Here is an 18413-nt window from a genome sequence, read left to right as displayed (position 1 = left end):
TGCCTCCTCATTTCTATTCGCGTGCAAGAGCATATTGCGCGACTGACAAACTTGCCGCGTCTCCTACCGTTTCGCCGAGCCCGGCCGGCACGATTCGGCAAGCCTTAAGCGAGAGCGATAACGCCTCGGCCTGAAGCTCCGCAAGCATGCCCGGATCAAGCAATGCCTGCTGCCTGGCGTAAATGCTGCCAATCACGATCCGCTCCGGATTAAGCACGTCGACGAGAACCGCAAGGCCCCGTCCGAGCTGCCTGCCGACGTTGCCCATCACGTCCAGCGCGAGCTCGTCGCCGGCTCTGGCCGCCTCCCCGACAAGCTTAGCCGTAATGCCGTCAACTTCGCCAGTCTTCGAGCAGAGCAGCGTCGATTTCCCTTCGGCCAGCCATTCGAGCGCCCTCGAGCGGGCAAGCTTAGCGATACCGCCTCCGCTGCAGAAGCCCTCGAACGAGCCGGATTTGCCATAGCCCTCCGGCCCATCCTGCTCCAGACGCATATGGCCGACTTCGCCAGCCATGTCGTTTGTTCCCGCATACAATCGGCCGTCAAGGATAAGCCCAGCTCCCATTCCGGTGCCAAACGTTAAAAAAATCATGTTCCGCGAGCCTCGCCCCGCTCCCCACTTCCATTCCGCGAGGGCGCAGGCGTTCGCGTCGTTTTGCAGCCCGACCGGCACGCCGAAGCGTTCCTTAAAAGGAGTCACGACATCGATGCGGTCCCAGCCCGGCAGGTTAGGCGGCGACAGGATAAGCCCTGCCCCGCTGTCCAGCGGACCGCCGCAGCTGATGCCGATTGCCTGTAAACCGGAGGCATGATGCTCATCCGCGAGTTCCGCCAATACGGCGCCAAGCGCTTCTAGCGCCTCCTGCGGACTAGCCGGAGTCGGAAAGCTGCGCTTCGCAACGATTTCGATCCCGTCCTCGGACGCACGTCCGAGGACGGCGGCGCATTTCGTTCCGCCGATATCCAATCCGCCAAGCAGCGTCGTCATCCGAAGAACGCCTCCTCCAGCATGATGCACAGCGTATGGTAAATCGGCAAATGCCGCTCCTGGATGTCCGGCGTCGATTCGTGCGGCACGCGGATCGTGACGTCGCACAGCGAATGCAGCCGTCCGCCGCTTTGGCCCGTCAGGCCAAGCGTCGCGAGGCCAAGCGACTTCGCCACCTGCACGGCGCGGATGACATTAACGGAATTGCCCGACGTGCTGAAGACGGCGAGCGCATCCTCCTTGCGTCCGTAACCGTACACCTGCTGCGCGAACATCATGTCCGCCGCCACGTCGTTGATAAACGCTGTCGCTAACGCGGAGTGGCTCACCAGCGAGATCGCAGGCAGCGCCCCCTGCAGGTGATCGGACAAATACGAGCCTTCCTCCTCGCCGTGGACAAGCAGCTTCTCCCTCTCGGACGGAGGAAGCGGCCGCTTCGACATAAAGCCCTTCATCAGTTCTCCTACGACATGCTCGCAATCGGCGGCGCTGCCTCCGTTGCCGGCCAGCAGCAGCTTGCCTTCCTTCTCGTACGTCGCCTTCAGCAGACCGAAGGCTTTCAAGATATCTTCACGGCAGCTTTCCAGCTCCGGGTATTTCCCCATCAATCTCTCCAGCGCATGACTCATATCAAGTCCAGCCTCCCTCTTCTTTTAAATGCCCGATCGCCTTCCACAGAAAATCCTCGCCGCCGAAGCTGCCGGACTTGAGGACAAACAACCGCCTCCCAGGCTCCAGCGATTCGCAAGACGGCAGGCCGGGCTCGATCTCCTTCCGAATACGGAAGGCGGAAATGCCAAGCTTGCCGCATACGGCCGCGGAGGTTTCCCCGCCCGCTACGACAATCTGGCGCTGTCCCGTCCTGTCGCACACGCTTTTCACCGTTTCGGACAGCGCCTCCGAAACGAGGCGCGATACTGCCGTATTCTCCAACCCTTGTAGCGACGCCAGCCTCTTCGTCTCCGCGACCTTTTCCGGCACGTTTGAGGCATATATGAGCACATCCTCGCAGGCTGCGAGGCGACGCGCGGCTTCGTCCGCGACTTCCCGCTGATGCTCCGCGCTTCGCTCCGCATTAAGGAGCAGCAGCGAATCAAGCTCGATCGCCGCCACGCCTTTCTCCCTTAGATACCGGGTCTGAGCCGCCGTCTGCGGCATCAGGCTCCCGGCGGCGCACAGGACTCCTCCTCGTTTCGACGGTAAAGCTTTCACTGATTCTGGGAACGTTCCCAATTCAGGCAAATCGGGCCTGCATAACGCAGCCAGCTCCTCCGCAAGCGCGGAGCTTCCGCACAGCACGGGCTCATCCTTCACCGCCTCGGCAATGATTCTCAGAGAAGCTTGGTCGCGTACGTCGATAATCAAGTAACCGCAAGCCGTCTTCTTCGAGGCAATTGCCTTGCGAAGCGTTTCGCTGCCTTTATCGACGATGCCGATGTCGATGCGATCCACCTTGCGTTTCGTCTGCGCCTGTAAAATCCCCGCCAAATCCGACCGCGTCATCGGATGCACCGGATCATGCCGGAATTCCGATTGCTCGAGCTTCACGCCTCGTACATAATGAATGCCGCCAATGGTCGTCCTTCCCGTCTTTGGAAAGCCAAGCACGACGATAGCGAAGGAAACGCCCAACGCGTCAAGCATCGCGTCAAACTCGGCGCCGACGTTGCCCCGGAAGACGGAGCAGGTTTTATTGTAAAAGGTTGCGCAGCCTGCCTCGGCAAGCTTTTTTGTTGCCTCAAAAGCTTTGCCATAAGCCTCTTCCGGCCGGTCCAGCCGCGAATTCGTATCGATAATAAGCGCATCCGGACCTGAAGCGCCCGTGGGCACCGCAGAAACCGCGTCCCTCAGCGGATAGACATGCGTGTCCATGCCGGACTTCGCGAACATGATGCCGATATCGCCCGCTCCGGTTATATCGTCCGCCACAACGCCGATCATTTGCTCCACTTCCTTCTCGAGCGGTAGCCCGAATCATTCAGGAAACCGTCGACCGTCCTTGCCGGAAGCGAATGCAGCTTTGTTCCCGAGCTCCGGGATTCCACCATCATCCGGCATACCGTTTCGAGCGTATGCAGAGCCATTCTCGCCTCGCGCAAGCTGGTGTCGTACACGAGCACGCCGTGGTTCTCCAGCAGCAGGATATTCGCCGCGCCCGTCTTCGCTCTTACCGCTTCGCCGAGCTCGCGCGAGCCCGGATGATAATAAGGCACTCTTTCCACCCGCTCCAGATAGTACATCGCTTCGACGAACCAATCCGCCGGGATCGGCTCGCCGCCGCAGGCTATCATGGTGCCGTAGAACGGCGAGGCGTGCAGCACGGCGTTGATGTCCGGACGAAGCTCGTACACAGCCTGATGCATAGGCACCTCCTTGGACGGCTTCGGACTGCCTTCGCGGGACTCCATATGGCCCGAGACCGGACAGAGGGCAAAGTCCCCTTCGGTGAGCTCGCCCATATCCGTGCCGCTAGCCGTAATCAAGAAATTGTCATTGCCTGCCCTCGCGCTTATATTGCCGGAGTTGCCCCATGCCAGGCCGTTGTCCAGCATATACTTGCCGGTATCGCGAAGCTGCTCCCACAATGCCTGTTCCGGATTCGCCTTCATGTTAAGCCTCATCCCATTCGAGCATATTGGTTTCCTTGATTGGCTGATCCGCCTTCTTCGGAATCCGGAACGTCTTGATTTCCGACGGCTTGAAGGCAGCCGTTACCGCACGGTCCCATTTCGGCAGCCGGATTTCGGCCGTTGTCGCCTTCTTTGAGGTCTCGTAGCAGCGGATGATAAGGTCGTCATTATCCTCGGCCTTTTTAATCGCGCTGATGACGATGTTGTCCTTGTCCACGGTTGCGTAGGAATCGGTTTGCGGCAGCTTTCCTTCATGGAACGACTCGATAATCGCCGTAGGCTTGCAGTTGATCTCCGCCGCGCAGCGGACGGTGCCCGCATCCTCCCATGAGCCTTCATGCGGCAATAACGTATATTGGAAACGCTGAATCCCCTGGTCCATAAACGAGTACTCGCCGTCCGGATCCGGCTCGTAAGGAACGTGATGCGCGTAGATCGGACTGCGGAGCACGGTCAGGGCGAGCTCCTTGTTATGAATGCTGTAGCTGTATTTCGCATCGTTAATCAAGCTCATGCCGTGAATGGTATTTTTGTCCGGAATAAGACCCGTAAAGTCAACCCAGCTTTGGCCCGGCTCTTCCTCACCGTTATGCTCCCGCTCGATCGTGCCGTATGGAATCTCGTACGTATGCTTGCTGAATACCACGTTCATCGGGAACATCAGCTTCAGCATCTTGAACGATTCCCGCCAATCGACGGTAACCTGCACGTCAATCTGATCCTTGTCCGGATACATCGCGAAATCCTGAACAAGCTTCGAGCTGCCGTATTCGCTTACGACGCGGATAACCGATTTGACCGGTCCGTGCTCAATGCGATGCACCTTCTTCGCCCGGAAGCTTCCAACCTGTTTGTTGAAATGGAGGACGTCATGGCTCCACGTATCCGACGTGTCCTCGATCACGACAGGCCGTGCGCCTTCGCCCTTAAACACTTCATGCTCCGCCTTCTTGTCGTACAAGCTTTTGATGCCGCCGCTGACCGGATCGAATTCGAGCCGGAACCGTCCGTTCTCGAGCACAAGGTCGCTCGCCTTGATCGGTTCGCCAACCGGCTTCGCCGAATCGGACTCCTTCAGCAGCTTATACACGCGATAGCCCATGGACGGCAGATCGGCCATAAAGCTCAAGCGGAACCGGCCTCTTGCCGCCGCCTGCGACTTGACGGTCTGGAACGGCACGGCATTGCCCATATCGTCCAGCAGCACCGCGTTTGGTTTAATGCCGCCAATCTCAAGCTCCACATTCACGCGGCTTTGCCAAGCATGCGGGTTGAACACGACGATTGGCGTTGTCCGCACATCCTGCTCGATGCCGATGTTCCAAGAAATCGATTGGACGGCATAGTTCAGCGAACGGTCGGCGATAGCCATCGCTTCCCCGTACAAATAAGCGGCGTCCTGATACGCAGGCTCGAGGCTTGTGCCAGCCAGGATATCATGGAACTGGTTGAACAGCACGTTCTTCCAGGCGCGGTCGAATTCCTTCGGATACGGCTGTCCGGTAATCCAGGAGGCGAGCGCCGAATATTTCTCCGCGGCAGCCAGCTTGTTCTCGGCCTGGCGGTTCCACTGCTTCACGCCGGAGTGCGCCGCGTAGCAGCCGCTTGCGTGATGCTGAAGATCGTCGTGCACGACGGGGAATTCAAGCCCTTTGTTCTCCATGTCATGAAAATAGTTGTCCGGCGTCGCGAAGGTCAGCTTCGGCAGATCGGGCTCGCCGTTCAGCCTCCGGATGCTTTCGATATTCTCCTTCGTTGGTCCTCCGCCGTGGTTGCCCACGCCGTAGAACAGCATCAGGTCGTTGACAGGCTCCTTGAACTCGCCGAGGCATCGGCGGACATGCTTCTCCAAATCCTTGCCCCAGGACAAATATTCGTACATGATCCGGAATGTCAGCACCTTGGAGCCGTCGTCGGACTGCCACCAGAACAGCCGGCCCGGCAGCGCCTTCTCGTTTGGCATCGGACGCATCATCACGTAATAGTCCATGCCGCTTTTCTTCAGAATCTGAGGAAGCATCGAGTTATGGCCGAAGCTGTCCACGTTGTAGCCGACCTTAGCCGTTACGCCAAGCTTCTCCTTGAAGTAGCGTTGACCGTACAAGCCTTGGCGGACAAACGATTCGCCGCTTGGAATGTTGCAGTCCGGCTGAATCCACCAGCCCCCGACGATATGCCAGCGGCCCTCCTTCACGCGCTGCTTGATTTCTTCAAACATGGCCGGGTCGTTATTTTCCACCCATTCGTACATGGCCGCCGAGCTCGACGTAAAGATAAAATCCTCCGATTCGTTCATCCGGTCAAGCGCGGAACGGAAGGTCGCTTTCGTCTCCTGAAAGCCTTCCTGCCACTGCCAGAGCCAAACGGGATCCAAATGCGCGTTGCCAATCATGTAGAGCTGTTTATCCTTCATGTTTTAAACCCTCCTCGTAGCGCTGTTAGTTATGAAAGCTTGGCGCCTTGCCGGCACTGAGCAAAAACGTATTCATCTTCCCGATTACCGTATCCGTAACCGCTTGGCGTCCCGTCCGCAGACGATCGGCGTCAAGCGCCTTGCACTCCTCGTTGGTCATGCGCTCCTCGCGGCCGAGCGATTCCAGCAGCGCCAGCTCGAGATCGGTCGCGATATTCACCTTGCTCACGCCGCCCCCCGGCAGCTGGAACGCCTGACGCATCATATCCGCGGGGACGCCCGAGCCGCCGTGCAGCACCAGATGGACCGGCGTTAAAGCACGGATCGCCGACAGCCGGTCGTAATCGATTCTCGGCTTGCGGACGTTGTAGACGCCATGCGCGGTGCCGCATGACACGGCCAGCGCGTCAACGCCCGTCAGCCTAACGAATTCGGCCGCTTCTTGCGGATCCGTGAACAGCTCTTCGTCCGTGTCCGTCTCGACGAAGTCGGTCGTGCCGATCATGCCGAGCTCGGCCTCCACGGACACGCCCATCGCGTGCGCGTATTCCGCAACTTCCTTGCTGATCGCGGCGTTCTCCGCGAACGGCTTCTCGGAGGCGTCTATCATAACCGAAGTGAATCCGGCTTCGACCGCTTCCCGGATCGTTCCCAATTCTTTCGTATGGTCTAGGTGGAGCACGGCCGGCACCGTTATTCCGTCATCCTTGATCCGGCGGTAAAACTCCTCCGCGAATTCGCCGGGCGTAATCCCGTAGCGAACCAGCTCTTTATGGGAGATTTGAACGATAAGCGGGGACAAAGCCTGCTGCCCCGCCTGAAGCACCGCCTTGATCATAGGCGTATATCTCGGCGAGAACGAGCCGATCGCGAAATGATTCGCTTCCGCGATCTCCAGCGCTTTCTTTAACGTCATTACATTTCCGCTGCGTATACCATTCGTCATTTGTCATGTCTCCTTTAGGTCGGACAGCACGGCGGCTACCTTCTTCATGCCGAGCCGCGGGCTGCTGATGAATTGCTTTTTCTCTTCGTCTCCGAATTGCTCCAGTACCCTCGCCATCGAGGCCTGCGCAAGCACGACGATATCGGTCTTCGAAGCGAGCTCCCGCAGCGCGGCAGCCAGCTCCATGTCATGTCCTTCCTTGTCGCCGGCGAGCAGCTTGCCGTAAGCGGCGGACGCCAGCGCCGGCACGAGGCGGATTTCCCGCCCTTCCGCTTCGGCCGTCTGCATAAGCAGCCGTTCCGTCGGCCGCAGCGTCGTCGCGAGCGTTGCCGCCACGCCGATGACCGATGCGTTCCGGACAGCGTATTCCGCCATCGCCTGGTCGATCCGCACGATCGGAACCGAGATACGCAGCTGCACGAGCGCCGGTATTTCCCCGATAGAGGAACAAGCATTCAAGATGCAGCCAGCTCCCAAACTCTCCGCAATGGCGGCATACTGCCTCCAGCGGTCCACGATCGCGCTCACATTCCCGCCGTTTTCGCCGAGCTCGGGGAGAATCGAATCATCGACGAGGTTGACGACGGTACAGCCCGGAATAAGTTCCGCGGCCAGCGCTTTTAAAGGATCGATTGTGACAGGTGTCGTATGAATAATTGCGATTTTAGCCGTCATAAGCTTCGCTCCTTTGACAATGGGAAATGGCCGCTTCGCAGCTTGGGAATAGGCCAGCCTGAACGCCGGCATATAGAGCGGCTCCAAATGCCGCTTCCTCTTCCGCCCGGGACAAGCGGAGCGGATACCCCAGCTTCTCCCGAAGCAGCTGCTGCATGACGCGGTTTTTGCGGATGCCGTTGCCCGAGGCGGCAATGGCCGATATCCGGCTTCGCAAACGGCCCGGGAACGATGCCGCGAACCCGAGCAGCTCGTCGGCCACGCCGCTCAGCACGCCGAGAACAAGCTGCTTTGCCGTAAGGCTGCTCTCATCGATGCCGGAGATCGAGCCCGTAGCGGCCGGGTTTTCACGCGTTCCGAAAAACGAAGCCGATACCCGGAGCCGCGTACCGCCCTCCCGAAGTGCTTCCTCGGCCATTTCGTTCATGCGCTCGTACATGGAAGACGTGGCGGCTGGCGCCTCCCCAAACGCTGACAAGACGTCGCGGAACAATGACGCCAGCAGCGCATAAGATTTTCCTCCGCCAAGCGAAGCGCCAGCGAGCAAATAGCCGCTTCCCGGGAACGGCCGGACCTCGATGCCCGGCCTTGCGTCCGGCGTCTCCGAGAATACCGACACCTGCGCTCCGGTACCGATGTTGACAAGCATCGCTTCGGCCAGTGAAGGAACGCTTCCGAGAAAACTTGCCTGATTGTCGCCGATGGCGCAAGCGACGAGCTTGCCGTCCGCCGTCCTCCCGGCCGGATCATCCGCCACGGCAACAGGCGGCAATATGCCGGGATCCAGCCCAAGCTCCCTGATCCGGTCAATGTCGAACTGCCTTGCCTCCAGGTCAAACAGGCCAAGGCTTGCAGCATTTGAAGCATCCATCATCGGAATACTGGAGCCGCAAAGCCGCATCGCGATATAATCGCCAATCGTGCACAGATAAACGGCAGCTTGCGGCACGAGACCGCAACGCGCGTTATAGAAATGCGTCACGAGGCCATAGCCAGAAGCAAGCGGATAACCCGTTCGGCTCCGCATATAACCGGAATAAGTAGCTGCATCGTCAAATTGGCAGTCCCCCCGGCGGTCCTGCCACGTATAGAGCGGACTGGCGGCATCGCCGTTTCCGTCAACGTACAGCACGCCGTGCATTTGGCAGGAGATGCCGACAGCGGCAACAACGTCCCAGTGACCTCCAAGCTCGCCAATCAGTTCTTGAACGATCGCGGCAATCCTTTCGGGGTCTTGCGCCCGCTCCCATTCGTTTGCGGAAGCAAGACCCGAATCATTCAGCTTTCCGACCGCGGCAACCTGCTCGCCGGATTGCGTATCTACCACGACGCAGCAAATCGAACTTGTGCCGATATCAATGCCCGCTACGTGCATGTTCTCATCTCCCTTATCGCTTAAGGCCCTGTAAATCCAGCTCATCCGAGTACGCCAGCGCTTCCTGGGAGGCGTACAAAATCAACCCGATACACCAGGAATGGGACAGCGTCAGCATCATCCCTTTTGGCTGGAAGCAGTTCGTGTTGTAGAAGCGCTCCGTCACCATGCCTTTGTAGGCGTTGAAATCGCCGTCCTCCCGCGCGATAAACTGGAGGAAGCAGGAAATATGATCCCGTGTCCGGTCTAAGTAATATCTATCGCCCGTGTAGCTCCATAACCGCAGCATTTCCGGCACGCAGAACAAGCCGTAATTGTGCAGATGCTGATTCGAGGCAGAGGCTTGATCCGCGCCCCGCGAACGGTAATCATATTGCTTGAGAAGCGAGAATCGCGGAAATTCAAGGTTGTACGTCCAGCGGAACGTCATCATCCAATCGGCCGCGCTTGCGGCAAGCCGCAGCCACTCCCCGTTCCGGTCAAATTCGTACAGCGCGACGTAAGCGGCAACCGCGTTGTAAGCATCCTCGCTCGTAGGCGTCAAATGCACGTCCTCCGGCGCTCCGTATATATACTCGTTCCGAATAAACTTTTCATAGTAACCGCCTGCCCGGACCGCGGCTTCCGCAAAGGCGGGCTCCGAGAGCAGGTCCGCGCCTTCGAGCAGCGCCGCAATCCACAGCATGCCGCCTGCGCCGTCCCATTCTTCGACCACGCCGCTGTCGCTGTTGTAATAGGAACCGAAATTCCCGTCCTTCCGCTGACAGTTTGCCGCAAAACGCAAATTGGACAACGCAGCCGTCTCCCATTCGGGTCTGGACATCCCGCGTTCCTTCTCGAACTTCAACGCCCTGACCATGAACAGCGTCGCTTCGGCAATCGTGCGCGCCTGCAGCCAATCCTTGCGGGGATTCCAACCGGATGTCCAGCCCTTATCGACGATCCAGGAAGCCCAAAACGTTCCGCACGGGGCGAGGCCCGACGCAATTTTGTCGATAACGGCAGCCCCGGCATCGATATATTCCTTGTTTCCGCTCTTCACGCCGTAGGTCAACAGGCTGTAGGCATACGGAGCTCCGCTGACCCAACCGACATGCATATGAGGGCGGTCGCCCATGCCCTTCACGTTGTTGTTGAACTCGCGGTCGAATGCCGCCGTCTCGTACAAGATTTGATGCTCCTTGCTATAGTGCCAAGTATAAAGCCCGTGAGCGGTCAGATCGGCTGCTTCTTCAAGCCCCATCCAAGGATTAAGCGCATGCTCGTTTTGATGGAGCTTATACATTTGCCGGACGAACGGGTTATAAGCATGGGGATCCGAGCTTGACGCATAAGCTTTAAAATGAAGCGTTACCTGTTCACCCGGCTGGAACGAATAGACCGATAAGTCGGCCGGGCTCGGAACCGCGCTTCCGACAAACGTAACAGGCTCTTCCCGGTAGGGAAAATTGAGCCAGATTCGCGTGCCGTCGGCATTGCCGCGGAAGCCGAGACCGTTCAAACCGACGGCGGACATTTCGTCCGTGCAAAGCGCGCCGCACATGTGATCGTTCCAGGCGAATATCGCCGGCAATGCCGCCCGGTCGGCGCGGAACGCCCAATAGTCCGACACCATATGAGAGGCGTCTCCCCCGTTAAAGTCGTAGCGGGGATATTGGCGGAGATTGCTCTCGAATCGGTTTTCCTTGTAAAACGCGCCGGGGATCATCCAATCCGGTCTCCCATCCCCGATCAGATCCGCTCCGATCTGCAAATTCCAAGCCCCTGCCCGTTCACCCGTATAGGAGAGCTCGACCATTACCTCGTAATAGGGGCATTCATCGTGAACGTACGTCCAGCTTGCTTCCGCTTCGAACCTCGCCGACTTGCCGGAAGCACGAAGGACACTTCCAGAGGCTTCGGCGGCGGCGATCGCAACCGTTTCCGTGATCCCGTCAACGCTCTCCGCCCGCATCAGATCCGCGAATTGCAGACTGGACAGGCTGCCGCCGGGCGGGTGCAGCCGGATTTCGCAGCCCTCCTCGTTCCGCGCTATCGACCATTCCGGTTTCATCATCCATTCCTCCTCGTTTCGCGCATGCTTATACCGGCTTTTCGTCCAGGCCGTAAATGTCGATCAGATTATTCCGGAAGATCGCCTTCGCGAAGCCGATCGCCTCGTCCTCGTCCAGCGCGCCGTCCTCCACCTTCTCCACAAGCACGTCGCCGACGATTTTTTTGGCGAGCTTCAAATGCGCGTAAGTTCCTTCGATAAAGTTGTAATCCCCTCCGAAGCCTTGAATTTTCGTTTGCGGCACCATCTCGATCATCTGATGAAGAATATGCTTTGCCGCCGTCGGGGAAATAATATACATCCACGTAAAGTCCGCGTATACGTTCGCGAAGTTTTTGGCGATGGTCAAATATTCCTGCTCGTACGGGAAGCCGCAATGCAGCAGAACAAACTTTGTATTCGAATATTCCAATAAGAGCGGAAGCAGCGAAGATACTTTCGAATTCGTAATGATATTGCCATTTCCGGACACGCTAGTCTCATGATGCCCGGTATGAATTTGAACCGGCAGGTTGTAGGCCGTCGAACGCTGGATAACGAAATGAATGAGATAATCCTGCAGCGGTCTTGTCTCCGCTTGGGACAGTCCTTCGTCCAGCGAGCTGGCCATCAGCCGGTTGAATACCAGCTCCGCTTCGTGGAACGTCGGCTTCTCGCAGGCGAGCGTCCGCCAGTAGGCGTGACCGAGCTTGGTTGCGACCATGCCCTCTTTGACATATTTATTTAATAAAGCATCCACGGCGGTCAAATAGTGCTGGAGCGTATTGACTTGCTGCTCGGAAGCCCGTTCGACGGCCAGGATATCTTTCTGCGTTCGCAGCTTATAGGTAAAATCCATGAACATAATCGGTCGGAACATATCGAAATTGACGTCCGTCGTATAAATCAGCGTAAACGCAAGGTCGATTTTGGATTTCTCCGTCATGACCTTGCCGTACCATTCCTTGTCGAGCGTTGCGGCGAGCACCTTCTCGTTTAACTCGAGCAGCCCTCTCTCGCTCCAGTCGCGCATGTCGTACAAATCCTCCATTGCGGTACGGAACACTCTGGCGTAAGTCGTGTTTTTCACTCTCTCCCAATACTTCATGAACAGCGCTGCTTTTTGCTCGTCACCTAAGCCGTTCCGTTTCGCCAGTATGCCGCGGGGCATCCCGGATGTGATCATGTCCGAATCCAAATAATGCATCAGTCCGAATAGATCCGTCTTATCCTTCTCTCTGAGTACCTGCGTCGCCAAATGCTCGTGGCCGTCTATTATGCGAAGGTCTCTAATGTATTCACGAATGCTGCTCATCGGCCTGCTCCTTCCAATGGTAAAAAATCGCGACTGCTTCTTGCAGGAAGCAGTCGCTTTCTCTGTGGCGTTAATCGACTTGAATGTCAGGGAATGCGCCTTTTACTTCTTTCTTGAAGCTTGCTACCACGTCGTCGTAGCTTTTGTTATCCGTAATGCCTTGTCCCGCAACCTTCCGCCATCTGCTGAGCACGTCTTCGCCGTACTTGTCAGGCGCGATGCCCGGCATGCTGCTTACGAGCTCGTAGTAAATCTTCATCGGATTCTGGTCGCCGAGCAGATTTACTTTGAAAGTATCCATGTTGTCTTGGTAAACCTTTCCGCTCGCCGGCATATTGCCGGTTTTGCCCAGGTTGTATGTCTGCCATTCCGGGCTTGCAATATATTTGATGAATTCGTACGCAAGCTCTTTGTTTGGAGATTTCTGGTAAATGCCGCGGTAAGTGCCGCCCGTGTAGAAACCTTCCGGCGACTTCGCAACGCCGAATTTGCCGACGGCTTTGTCGTCCTTGTTGTCGATCATAAACGTTGCCCAAGCCGGCATCGCGCTAAGTACGACCGAGCCGTCGTTCAGCGCGTTGCCCCAGCCGGCGGACATAAAGCCCAGCTTGGCATCGACGTTGTTCGCGCGGATTTTCTGCTGCGTTTCGTAGTACGTCTTCCACTTCGGATCGATGTTCAGCTTGCCGTCCTTCACCCACGGCTCCGTGTTGTAAGCACCGATATCGAATACGTCGCCGGCGTTCTGCATCAAATGCACCTTGCCGCCGCTTTGCTCGTACACTTTTTTGCCCAGCTCGATGATTTTGTCCCAGCTGCTGACCATTTCGCTGATTTTATCCGGATCATCCGTACCGAGGTATTTCTTCGCGTTCTCGCGGATGTACCAGAAGGAGCCCGGGGAAGAGTGGTCGGATACGGCGCGAATCGTGCCGTCGGAAGCTCTGCCCAGTTCGCGAACGTAAGGGATATAGTCCTTTAATTGATCCTCGATGCCCATGGCGGACAGGTCGGCGATAAATTTGGCGTCAATGAATTTGCCGATGTAGCCTCTTTCCAGGTCGAATACGTCGGGCACGTTGCTTCCGGACTGCATCGCGGAAAGCAGCTTCGTCTGGTATTGGTCGCCAGGGAAGATGTTAACCTCCACCTTGACGCCCGGGTGTTTCTCTTCGAACTTGGCACCCATTTCCTTCACCTGGTCAAAGAACGTCCACACGACCAGCTTGCCTTTCAGTTCTTTTGTTCCATCGGCCGACGGCGTCTCTGTCTGTGCCGGCTTGTTGCCGCCCGCGTTGTTCCCGCATCCGGCCGCGATGGTCAATACCATAACTAGCGCCACCATCAAAGAAAACCATTTTGTCGTTTTCAATCGAATCTCCCCTTCAATGCATGATTGATTGCCTAACGTAACCCTTGCCTTGTCTCGTGTGACCATGCTTCCGTGCACCCTTGCGCTATAAGTCCGAGCATCACCTCTTTCAATGAAATTCAAGCGTCAGCCCTTCACGGCACCGGCGGCAACGCCGCTAATGATCCGCTTGGACATAAACGAGAAGAACACGAGAATCGGCACGACCGAAATAACGATGCCCACGTACTGCGCGCCGAAGTCCGAAGAGAACTGCGACTTCACGCTGGCGATCATGACGGGAAGCGTCTGCAAGTCGTTGTTGAACAAAATGATCATCGGCGTCAGGAAGTCGTTCCACTTCCCGATGAACGAGAAGATGCCAAGCGTCGCGAGGCCCGGAGCCATCAACGGCAGAATAAGCTTGTGAAAAATTCTAAGCTCCCCGTAGCCGTCGATTCTGCCCGATTCGATGATTTCGTTCGGCACGGAGGAATCCGCGATCTGCTTCAGCAAGAAGATGCCAAACGCATCCCTGATCCCGGTCAGGATCAGCGGCCAATACGTATTGAGCATATGAAGCGCATTCATCAGCTTGTAGAAGCCAATGATGCCGAGCTGCCCTGGGATCATCATCGTGCCAAGCACGAACAGGAATAAGCCGCCGCGGAACCTGAAGTTGTATTTGGAGAAGCCGTAGCCGGCCAGCGCGGCGAAATACAGATTAAGGCAGGTAAATGTCACCGTAATAAAAATCGTGTTGGCAAAGCCCCGCCAGATATGGACCGTCGAGATAAGCCGGTCGTAATTGTCCATGAATTGGTCGCCAGGCCAGAACAGCAGACTGCGGGCGATATCGGAGTTCGCGTGGGTCGACGTGATGAACATGCTGTAGAACGGCACGAGACACGTTATCGCGACGAGAATGAGAAACAGGTACATAACGGTTTTTGCGATGATTGATCCAAAGCGAATCGGCCCTCTGCTTGCTTCATTCATATCGATAGGCCTCCTAATCCTTCAGCTTGGAAGCTTTCGCCGTAATGAGCGTGAAGAACATTACTACAATAAAGATGGCATAGGCGATTGCGGATCCGTAGCTGTAATTAAAGTTTTTAAAAGCGGTTTCAAAGAGGTACATAACCATCGTTCTTGTCGCGTTATCCGGCCCGTTGCCCAGCATAAGCGGCGCGTCGAACAGCTGCAGCCCGCCGATAACCGACGTAATGAAAGTGAACAGAAACACTGGCTTCAGCATGGGCAAGGTTATCCACCAAGTCGTCTGCAGCTTGGAGGCGCCGTCGACCTCTGCGGCTTCGTACACCTCGCTTGGGATCGATTGGAGCCCCGCAATGAAGACGATCAGATTAAAGCCGAAGTACTGCCAGCAGATGACCAGACCCACGATTGCCCGGGACCACCAGTGGCTGTTGAACCAGTTGACCGGCTCGGAGATCCATCCGAACTCCATCAGCAGCTTATTGACGCTGCCGGTCTGCCAGTCGAACATCAGACTGAACATGACGCCAAGCGTAATCGGGGTAATGATGTGCGGGAAGTAGTACACGGCCCGGAAGAAATGCTTTCCCCTCACGAACTTCTCGTTGAGGATGAGCGCCAGCACCAGCGCCAGAATAAGCTGCGGGACGATCGAAATCACCCAAATGATAAGCGTGTTCAAAACCGCCTGATAGAAGAACGTGTCCTGAACGATTCTGACGTAATTGTCCCAGCCTGTGTACACCGGATCGCTGAACCCGTCCCAATTGGTCAAACTTAAGTAGAACGTGTAGAGGATCGGGATAAGGCCGAACACCGCGAATCCGATAAAAAACGGAGCGATAAAAAAGTAACCGTAATGCGATTTGTTTATTTTACTGTTCATATCACACAACCCTTTTCAGAGAAGTTTTCCGCAAGAATCGCGAATAATGAGCTGAGGTTTCAGCAGGTGGCTCTTCGCCTCTTCTTCTTCGCCGGCGATTTTTAGAAACAGCCCTTCTGCAGCCATTCGTCCGATATCGCGGAACGGCTGCCTTACCGTCGTTAGCGAGGGGTAAACCCAGCTCGATACCGTTACGTCGTCGAAGCCGACGATCGACATGTCCTTGGGAACGTTCCGGCCGGATTCCTGGATCCGGCGAAGCGCCCCGATCGCGGTTTCGTCGCTAGACGCAACAACCGCGGTAACCTCCGGCTTCTCGAGAATGGCTTTGATCGCGGCATAGCCGCCCTGATTCGTCCAGTCGGATTCGACGACCCATTCCGGGTTGTACTCGAGGCCAAGCTCCTCCAACGTCTGCTTATAGCCCTTGAACCGGTATTTGCTCGCCGAGACGGTCTCGGGACCGGAAATATAAGCGATTTTGCGGTGTCCGATGTCATGCAGATAGTGAACGACGTCCGCGATTCCGGCAGCGTTGTCGACGTCCACCGAGAAGATTCCTTCCAGTTCGCCGTGGTCGCCGATCAGCGCGATCGGATAACCGGCCTCCCGGATCAGCAGCAGATCCTCCACGCTTCTCTTGCGGAAGCTGACCATGATGATGCCGTCGACCTGTCCTTCGTACAGCAAATTCATAAACGAAATTTCGTTGTCGTAATTGGACGTCCAGCTAAGGAAGATGCAATTGTAGCCGTTATTGCCTGCGACCTCTTCGATCCCTTTAATAATGCCGGAGTAGAAAATGTTCGAAATATCGTCGATGACGATGCCGATCGTATACGTTTTGTCCATCACGAGCCGGCGCGCGTTTGCGTTGCGGTGAAAGTTCAGCTCTTTGATTGCCCTCTCCAGCGCTTCTTGAGTGGCCTTTTTCACCTGCTGTCCGTTTAAATATCGGGACACGGTGCTTTTAGAAGTGTTGGCTAATTTTGCGACATCATGAATGGTTGGACCCATTTGGAATCCCTGCCTTTCCGGAATTGGATGATATTGTTCCCTATTATAAACGATTATCACCCAATTGTGGGAACGTTCCCAAAAAGAAACAAATAATTGTCTGTCATAACCCGTTCGCTGCTGCGATCATTTTGGGAACGTTCCCATTTTGAACCTAAAAAGATGCGCCTCTTTGCGATTTTACACTGCCGATCATTTTCTTGTCATTTTGGGAACGTTCCCAGTTTGTGCAAAATAAAAAAGCCTCTTATTGCCTGTAAGCGATTTCAGCTTTGTGAAAATAATATACCCTTTCGATAGGCGAATGTCAATCATAAATTTTGAGGTGCCGAGCCATCGGGAAGCCGATAACACGCCTGGTGTTCGCGCAAAAAAAGAAGAGGACTTTCTCCTCTTCTCCCTCGATCATTTAGCCCTTCGGCACCACAGGTATCCAGATCTCGCTCCTGAACGTTGGCGAAGTCGTGTCCTTATGCTCGTTCCACAAGAGCTCCGGACCTTCCGCCGCTTCGTAATTCGAGGACGGGAACCACTCCGAATAGATTCGTCCCCACACATTTTGCAGGGTCGCCGGGAATGGGCCTACCGCTTCAAACACAGCCCATGCTCCTGCCGCAACCTTCAGTTCGCTAAAGTGCTTCGGACAAGCTGCGGTCGTAGCGACTCCGATATAATGATCCAGCTCCCCTTTTTCCTCCATGCGCCCTTCCGAAAAATTGACGGATGCGCTTAACAGCCCCTTCGGCGTCACGTTGGACAAAGCTTTCAGCTCAGTAATCCGCTCTTCGGTCAGACTTTGCCACATCGACGCTATATCCGGGTTTACTCCTTCAAATACAATGGGTACCCGCTTCATCAGGCCAACAATGCGGAAGGCTTCCCTTTCTTCAATCCGGTAATTCATTTCGTCTCCCCCTCTAATCGATAATTGAAAGGACATGCGGGGAAAGCTTTTCAGAGAGTGCCCGAGCTGCCTTGCTTCAGACGGTGTAATCCCATGAACGCCTTGAAACGCTTTGGCAAACGAGTCGGCGGCAGAGTAACCGTATTTGACTGCAACGTCGATCACTCTGTCTGACGAGTTCATCAGATCAAAGGCCGCCAGCGTTAACCTTCTTCGCCGGATATATTCGGACAAGGTGACACCGGCAAGGAATGAGAACATCCGCGATAAATGATATTCCGAGCAGCGTGCCCGTTTAGCCGCTTCCTTGAGATCGATCTCCTCGGCTAAATGATCTTCGATATAGCTCAAAGCCTGATTCATATGCTCCAGCGTATTCACCCGCATCCCTCCTTTCCTCATCATTAGATTAGCAAAAATCGAATCTGCCTATCCGACATTTCATGCACGATATTGACTGGTTTATGTAAAAGAGACAAGCCGCTCGGCCTGCCTCCTGCTTGACTAGCTATGCTTGCCTAACTTCTTCAATGACGGAGATCGGTAAATGCACCAGTAAATTGGACTCGTAACGGATTTGCACGAACTGATCCTCCACCTTTTCGATTTTCCCGCTCCACGTTTTTCCCTTGTTGGTCCGAACAGCCACAGCCTGCTGCGCAATCTGTGCATGTAATAAGTGCAGTCGAATGGTTGAGATTGTTCTCATCTCCCCTTCTGCTACCGGAACTACTCCGTTAGTTATACAAAAATGGGACTTATTCGTTAATTCTAATAGATCATTACGCAATGCACAATTCAATCTTTCGATACTTAGAAAATTAAATAATATACTTGGATAATATTACTTCTTTTCTAATTTCATTGCACTCCCGCACACCT

16 protein-coding genes are annotated in these 18413 nt (G+C 55.7%); all 16 read right to left on the bottom strand.

The features are described from left to right. Nucleotides 1-13: 13 nt before the first annotated feature. Nucleotides 14-988, bottom strand: coding sequence for an ROK family protein (locus FHT67_RS06190; RefSeq protein WP_167196418.1), 975 nt, complete (start codon nucleotides 986-988; stop codon nucleotides 14-16). Continuing rightward, the gene (locus FHT67_RS06185) at nucleotides 985-1617 is read right to left on the bottom strand and encodes a D-sedoheptulose-7-phosphate isomerase (protein WP_167196415.1); all 633 of its coding nucleotides are present in this window, start codon (nucleotides 1615-1617) and stop codon (nucleotides 985-987) included. The genes FHT67_RS06190 and FHT67_RS06185 overlap by 4 nt, the downstream gene beginning before the upstream one ends. Before the next feature lies 1 nt (nucleotide 1618). Further along, nucleotides 1619-2929 carry a four-carbon acid sugar kinase family protein gene (locus tag FHT67_RS06180; protein ID WP_167196412.1) on the bottom strand — a complete coding sequence of 437 codons (1311 nt, stop codon included), beginning with the start codon at nucleotides 2927-2929 and terminating at the stop codon, nucleotides 1619-1621. Further along, the gene (locus FHT67_RS06175) at nucleotides 2926-3597 is read right to left on the bottom strand and encodes a class II aldolase/adducin family protein (RefSeq protein ID WP_167196409.1); all 672 of its coding nucleotides are present in this window, start codon (nucleotides 3595-3597) and stop codon (nucleotides 2926-2928) included. Before FHT67_RS06175 ends, FHT67_RS06180 begins: the two co-directional genes overlap by 4 nt. Nucleotide 3598: 1 nt before the next feature. Further along, nucleotides 3599-6031, bottom strand: a complete 2433-nt coding sequence (locus tag FHT67_RS06170; protein ID WP_167196406.1) for an alpha-mannosidase — start codon at nucleotides 6029-6031, stop codon at nucleotides 3599-3601. A 25-nt stretch (nucleotides 6032-6056) separates the two neighbouring features. Continuing rightward, nucleotides 6057-6977 carry a class II fructose-bisphosphate aldolase gene (locus FHT67_RS06165; protein ID WP_167196403.1) on the bottom strand — a complete coding sequence of 307 codons (921 nt, stop codon included), beginning with the start codon at nucleotides 6975-6977 and terminating at the stop codon, nucleotides 6057-6059. 3 nt (nucleotides 6978-6980) lie between these two features. Then, a complete protein-coding gene (locus FHT67_RS06160; protein ID WP_167196400.1) occupies nucleotides 6981-7652 on the bottom strand; it encodes an aspartate/glutamate racemase family protein in 672 nt (223 codons plus the stop codon). Further along, on the bottom strand, nucleotides 7642-9027 hold the full coding sequence (locus FHT67_RS06155; protein ID WP_167196397.1) for a sedoheptulokinase: 1386 nt from the start codon (nucleotides 9025-9027) through the stop codon (nucleotides 7642-7644). The genes FHT67_RS06160 and FHT67_RS06155 overlap by 11 nt, the downstream gene beginning before the upstream one ends. A gap of 13 nt (nucleotides 9028-9040) precedes the next feature. Continuing rightward, entirely contained in the window at nucleotides 9041-11080 is a 2040-nt protein-coding gene (locus FHT67_RS06150) for a YyaL domain-containing protein (RefSeq protein WP_208403119.1), read from the bottom strand. A gap of 28 nt (nucleotides 11081-11108) precedes the next feature. Then, nucleotides 11109-12374, bottom strand: a complete 1266-nt coding sequence (locus FHT67_RS06145) for an amidohydrolase family protein (protein WP_167196392.1) — start codon at nucleotides 12372-12374, stop codon at nucleotides 11109-11111. A 70-nt stretch (nucleotides 12375-12444) separates the two neighbouring features. Beyond that, nucleotides 12445-13746, bottom strand: a complete 1302-nt coding sequence (locus FHT67_RS06140; RefSeq protein WP_167196389.1) for an ABC transporter substrate-binding protein — start codon at nucleotides 13744-13746, stop codon at nucleotides 12445-12447. A 126-nt stretch (nucleotides 13747-13872) separates the two neighbouring features. Further along, the gene (locus FHT67_RS06135) at nucleotides 13873-14724 is read right to left on the bottom strand and encodes a carbohydrate ABC transporter permease (protein ID WP_167196385.1); all 852 of its coding nucleotides are present in this window, start codon (nucleotides 14722-14724) and stop codon (nucleotides 13873-13875) included. A gap of 13 nt (nucleotides 14725-14737) precedes the next feature. Beyond that, on the bottom strand, nucleotides 14738-15610 hold the full coding sequence (locus FHT67_RS06130) for a carbohydrate ABC transporter permease (protein WP_132304900.1): 873 nt from the start codon (nucleotides 15608-15610) through the stop codon (nucleotides 14738-14740). A gap of 15 nt (nucleotides 15611-15625) precedes the next feature. Further along, nucleotides 15626-16627: a LacI family DNA-binding transcriptional regulator gene (locus tag FHT67_RS06125; RefSeq protein ID WP_132304898.1), complete on the bottom strand. Its 1002-nt coding sequence runs from the start codon at nucleotides 16625-16627 to the stop codon at nucleotides 15626-15628. Nucleotides 16628-17036: 409 nt separating this feature from the next. Next, on the bottom strand, nucleotides 17037-17894 hold the full coding sequence (locus tag FHT67_RS06120) for an AraC family transcriptional regulator (protein WP_243866992.1): 858 nt from the start codon (nucleotides 17892-17894) through the stop codon (nucleotides 17037-17039). Between the two features lie 145 nt (nucleotides 17895-18039). After that, nucleotides 18040-18240, bottom strand: coding sequence for a hypothetical protein (locus FHT67_RS06115; RefSeq protein WP_132304894.1), 201 nt, complete (start codon nucleotides 18238-18240; stop codon nucleotides 18040-18042). Nucleotides 18241-18413 lie beyond the last annotated feature (173 nt).

It is taken from the genome of Paenibacillus sp. BK720, from assembly GCF_011761545.1.
Taxonomy (GTDB): Bacteria; Bacillota; Bacilli; order Paenibacillales; family Paenibacillaceae; genus Pristimantibacillus.
Note: the sequence above shows the minus strand (reverse complement) of the source record. Positions and strands in the feature narration are given on the sequence as shown.

What these genes read in the sequence shown, in the direction of transcription:
- FHT67_RS06130 (WP_132304900.1), bottom strand. Translation starts at nt 15,610, where the DNA reads ATGAACAGTAAAATAAACAAATCGCATTACGGTTACTTTTTTATCGCT.
- FHT67_RS06160 (WP_167196400.1), bottom strand. Translation starts at nt 7,652, where the DNA reads ATGACGGCTAAAATCGCAATTATTCATACGACACCTGTCACAATCGAT.
- FHT67_RS06185 (WP_167196415.1), bottom strand. Translation starts at nt 1,617, where the DNA reads ATGAGTCATGCGCTGGAGAGATTGATGGGGAAATACCCGGAGCTGGAA.
- FHT67_RS06155 (WP_167196397.1), bottom strand. Translation starts at nt 9,027, where the DNA reads ATGCACGTAGCGGGCATTGATATCGGCACAAGTTCGATTTGCTGCGTC.
- FHT67_RS06190 (WP_167196418.1), bottom strand. Translation starts at nt 988, where the DNA reads ATGACGACGCTGCTTGGCGGATTGGATATCGGCGGAACGAAATGCGCC.
- FHT67_RS06115 (WP_132304894.1), bottom strand. Translation starts at nt 18,240, where the DNA reads ATGAGAACAATCTCAACCATTCGACTGCACTTATTACATGCACAGATT.
- FHT67_RS06120 (WP_243866992.1), bottom strand. Translation starts at nt 17,894, where the DNA reads ATGAATCAGGCTTTGAGCTATATCGAAGATCATTTAGCCGAGGAGATC.
- FHT67_RS06150 (WP_208403119.1), bottom strand. Translation starts at nt 11,080, where the DNA reads ATGAAACCGGAATGGTCGATAGCGCGGAACGAGGAGGGCTGCGAAATC.
- FHT67_RS06125 (WP_132304898.1), bottom strand. Translation starts at nt 16,627, where the DNA reads ATGGGTCCAACCATTCATGATGTCGCAAAATTAGCCAACACTTCTAAA.
- FHT67_RS06135 (WP_167196385.1), bottom strand. Translation starts at nt 14,724, where the DNA reads ATGAATGAAGCAAGCAGAGGGCCGATTCGCTTTGGATCAATCATCGCA.
- FHT67_RS06170 (WP_167196406.1), bottom strand. Translation starts at nt 6,031, where the DNA reads ATGAAGGATAAACAGCTCTACATGATTGGCAACGCGCATTTGGATCCC.
- FHT67_RS06165 (WP_167196403.1), bottom strand. Translation starts at nt 6,977, where the DNA reads ATGACGAATGGTATACGCAGCGGAAATGTAATGACGTTAAAGAAAGCG.
- FHT67_RS06175 (WP_167196409.1), bottom strand. Translation starts at nt 3,597, where the DNA reads ATGAAGGCGAATCCGGAACAGGCATTGTGGGAGCAGCTTCGCGATACC.
- FHT67_RS06180 (WP_167196412.1), bottom strand. Translation starts at nt 2,929, where the DNA reads ATGATCGGCGTTGTGGCGGACGATATAACCGGAGCGGGCGATATCGGC.
- FHT67_RS06145 (WP_167196392.1), bottom strand. Translation starts at nt 12,374, where the DNA reads ATGAGCAGCATTCGTGAATACATTAGAGACCTTCGCATAATAGACGGC.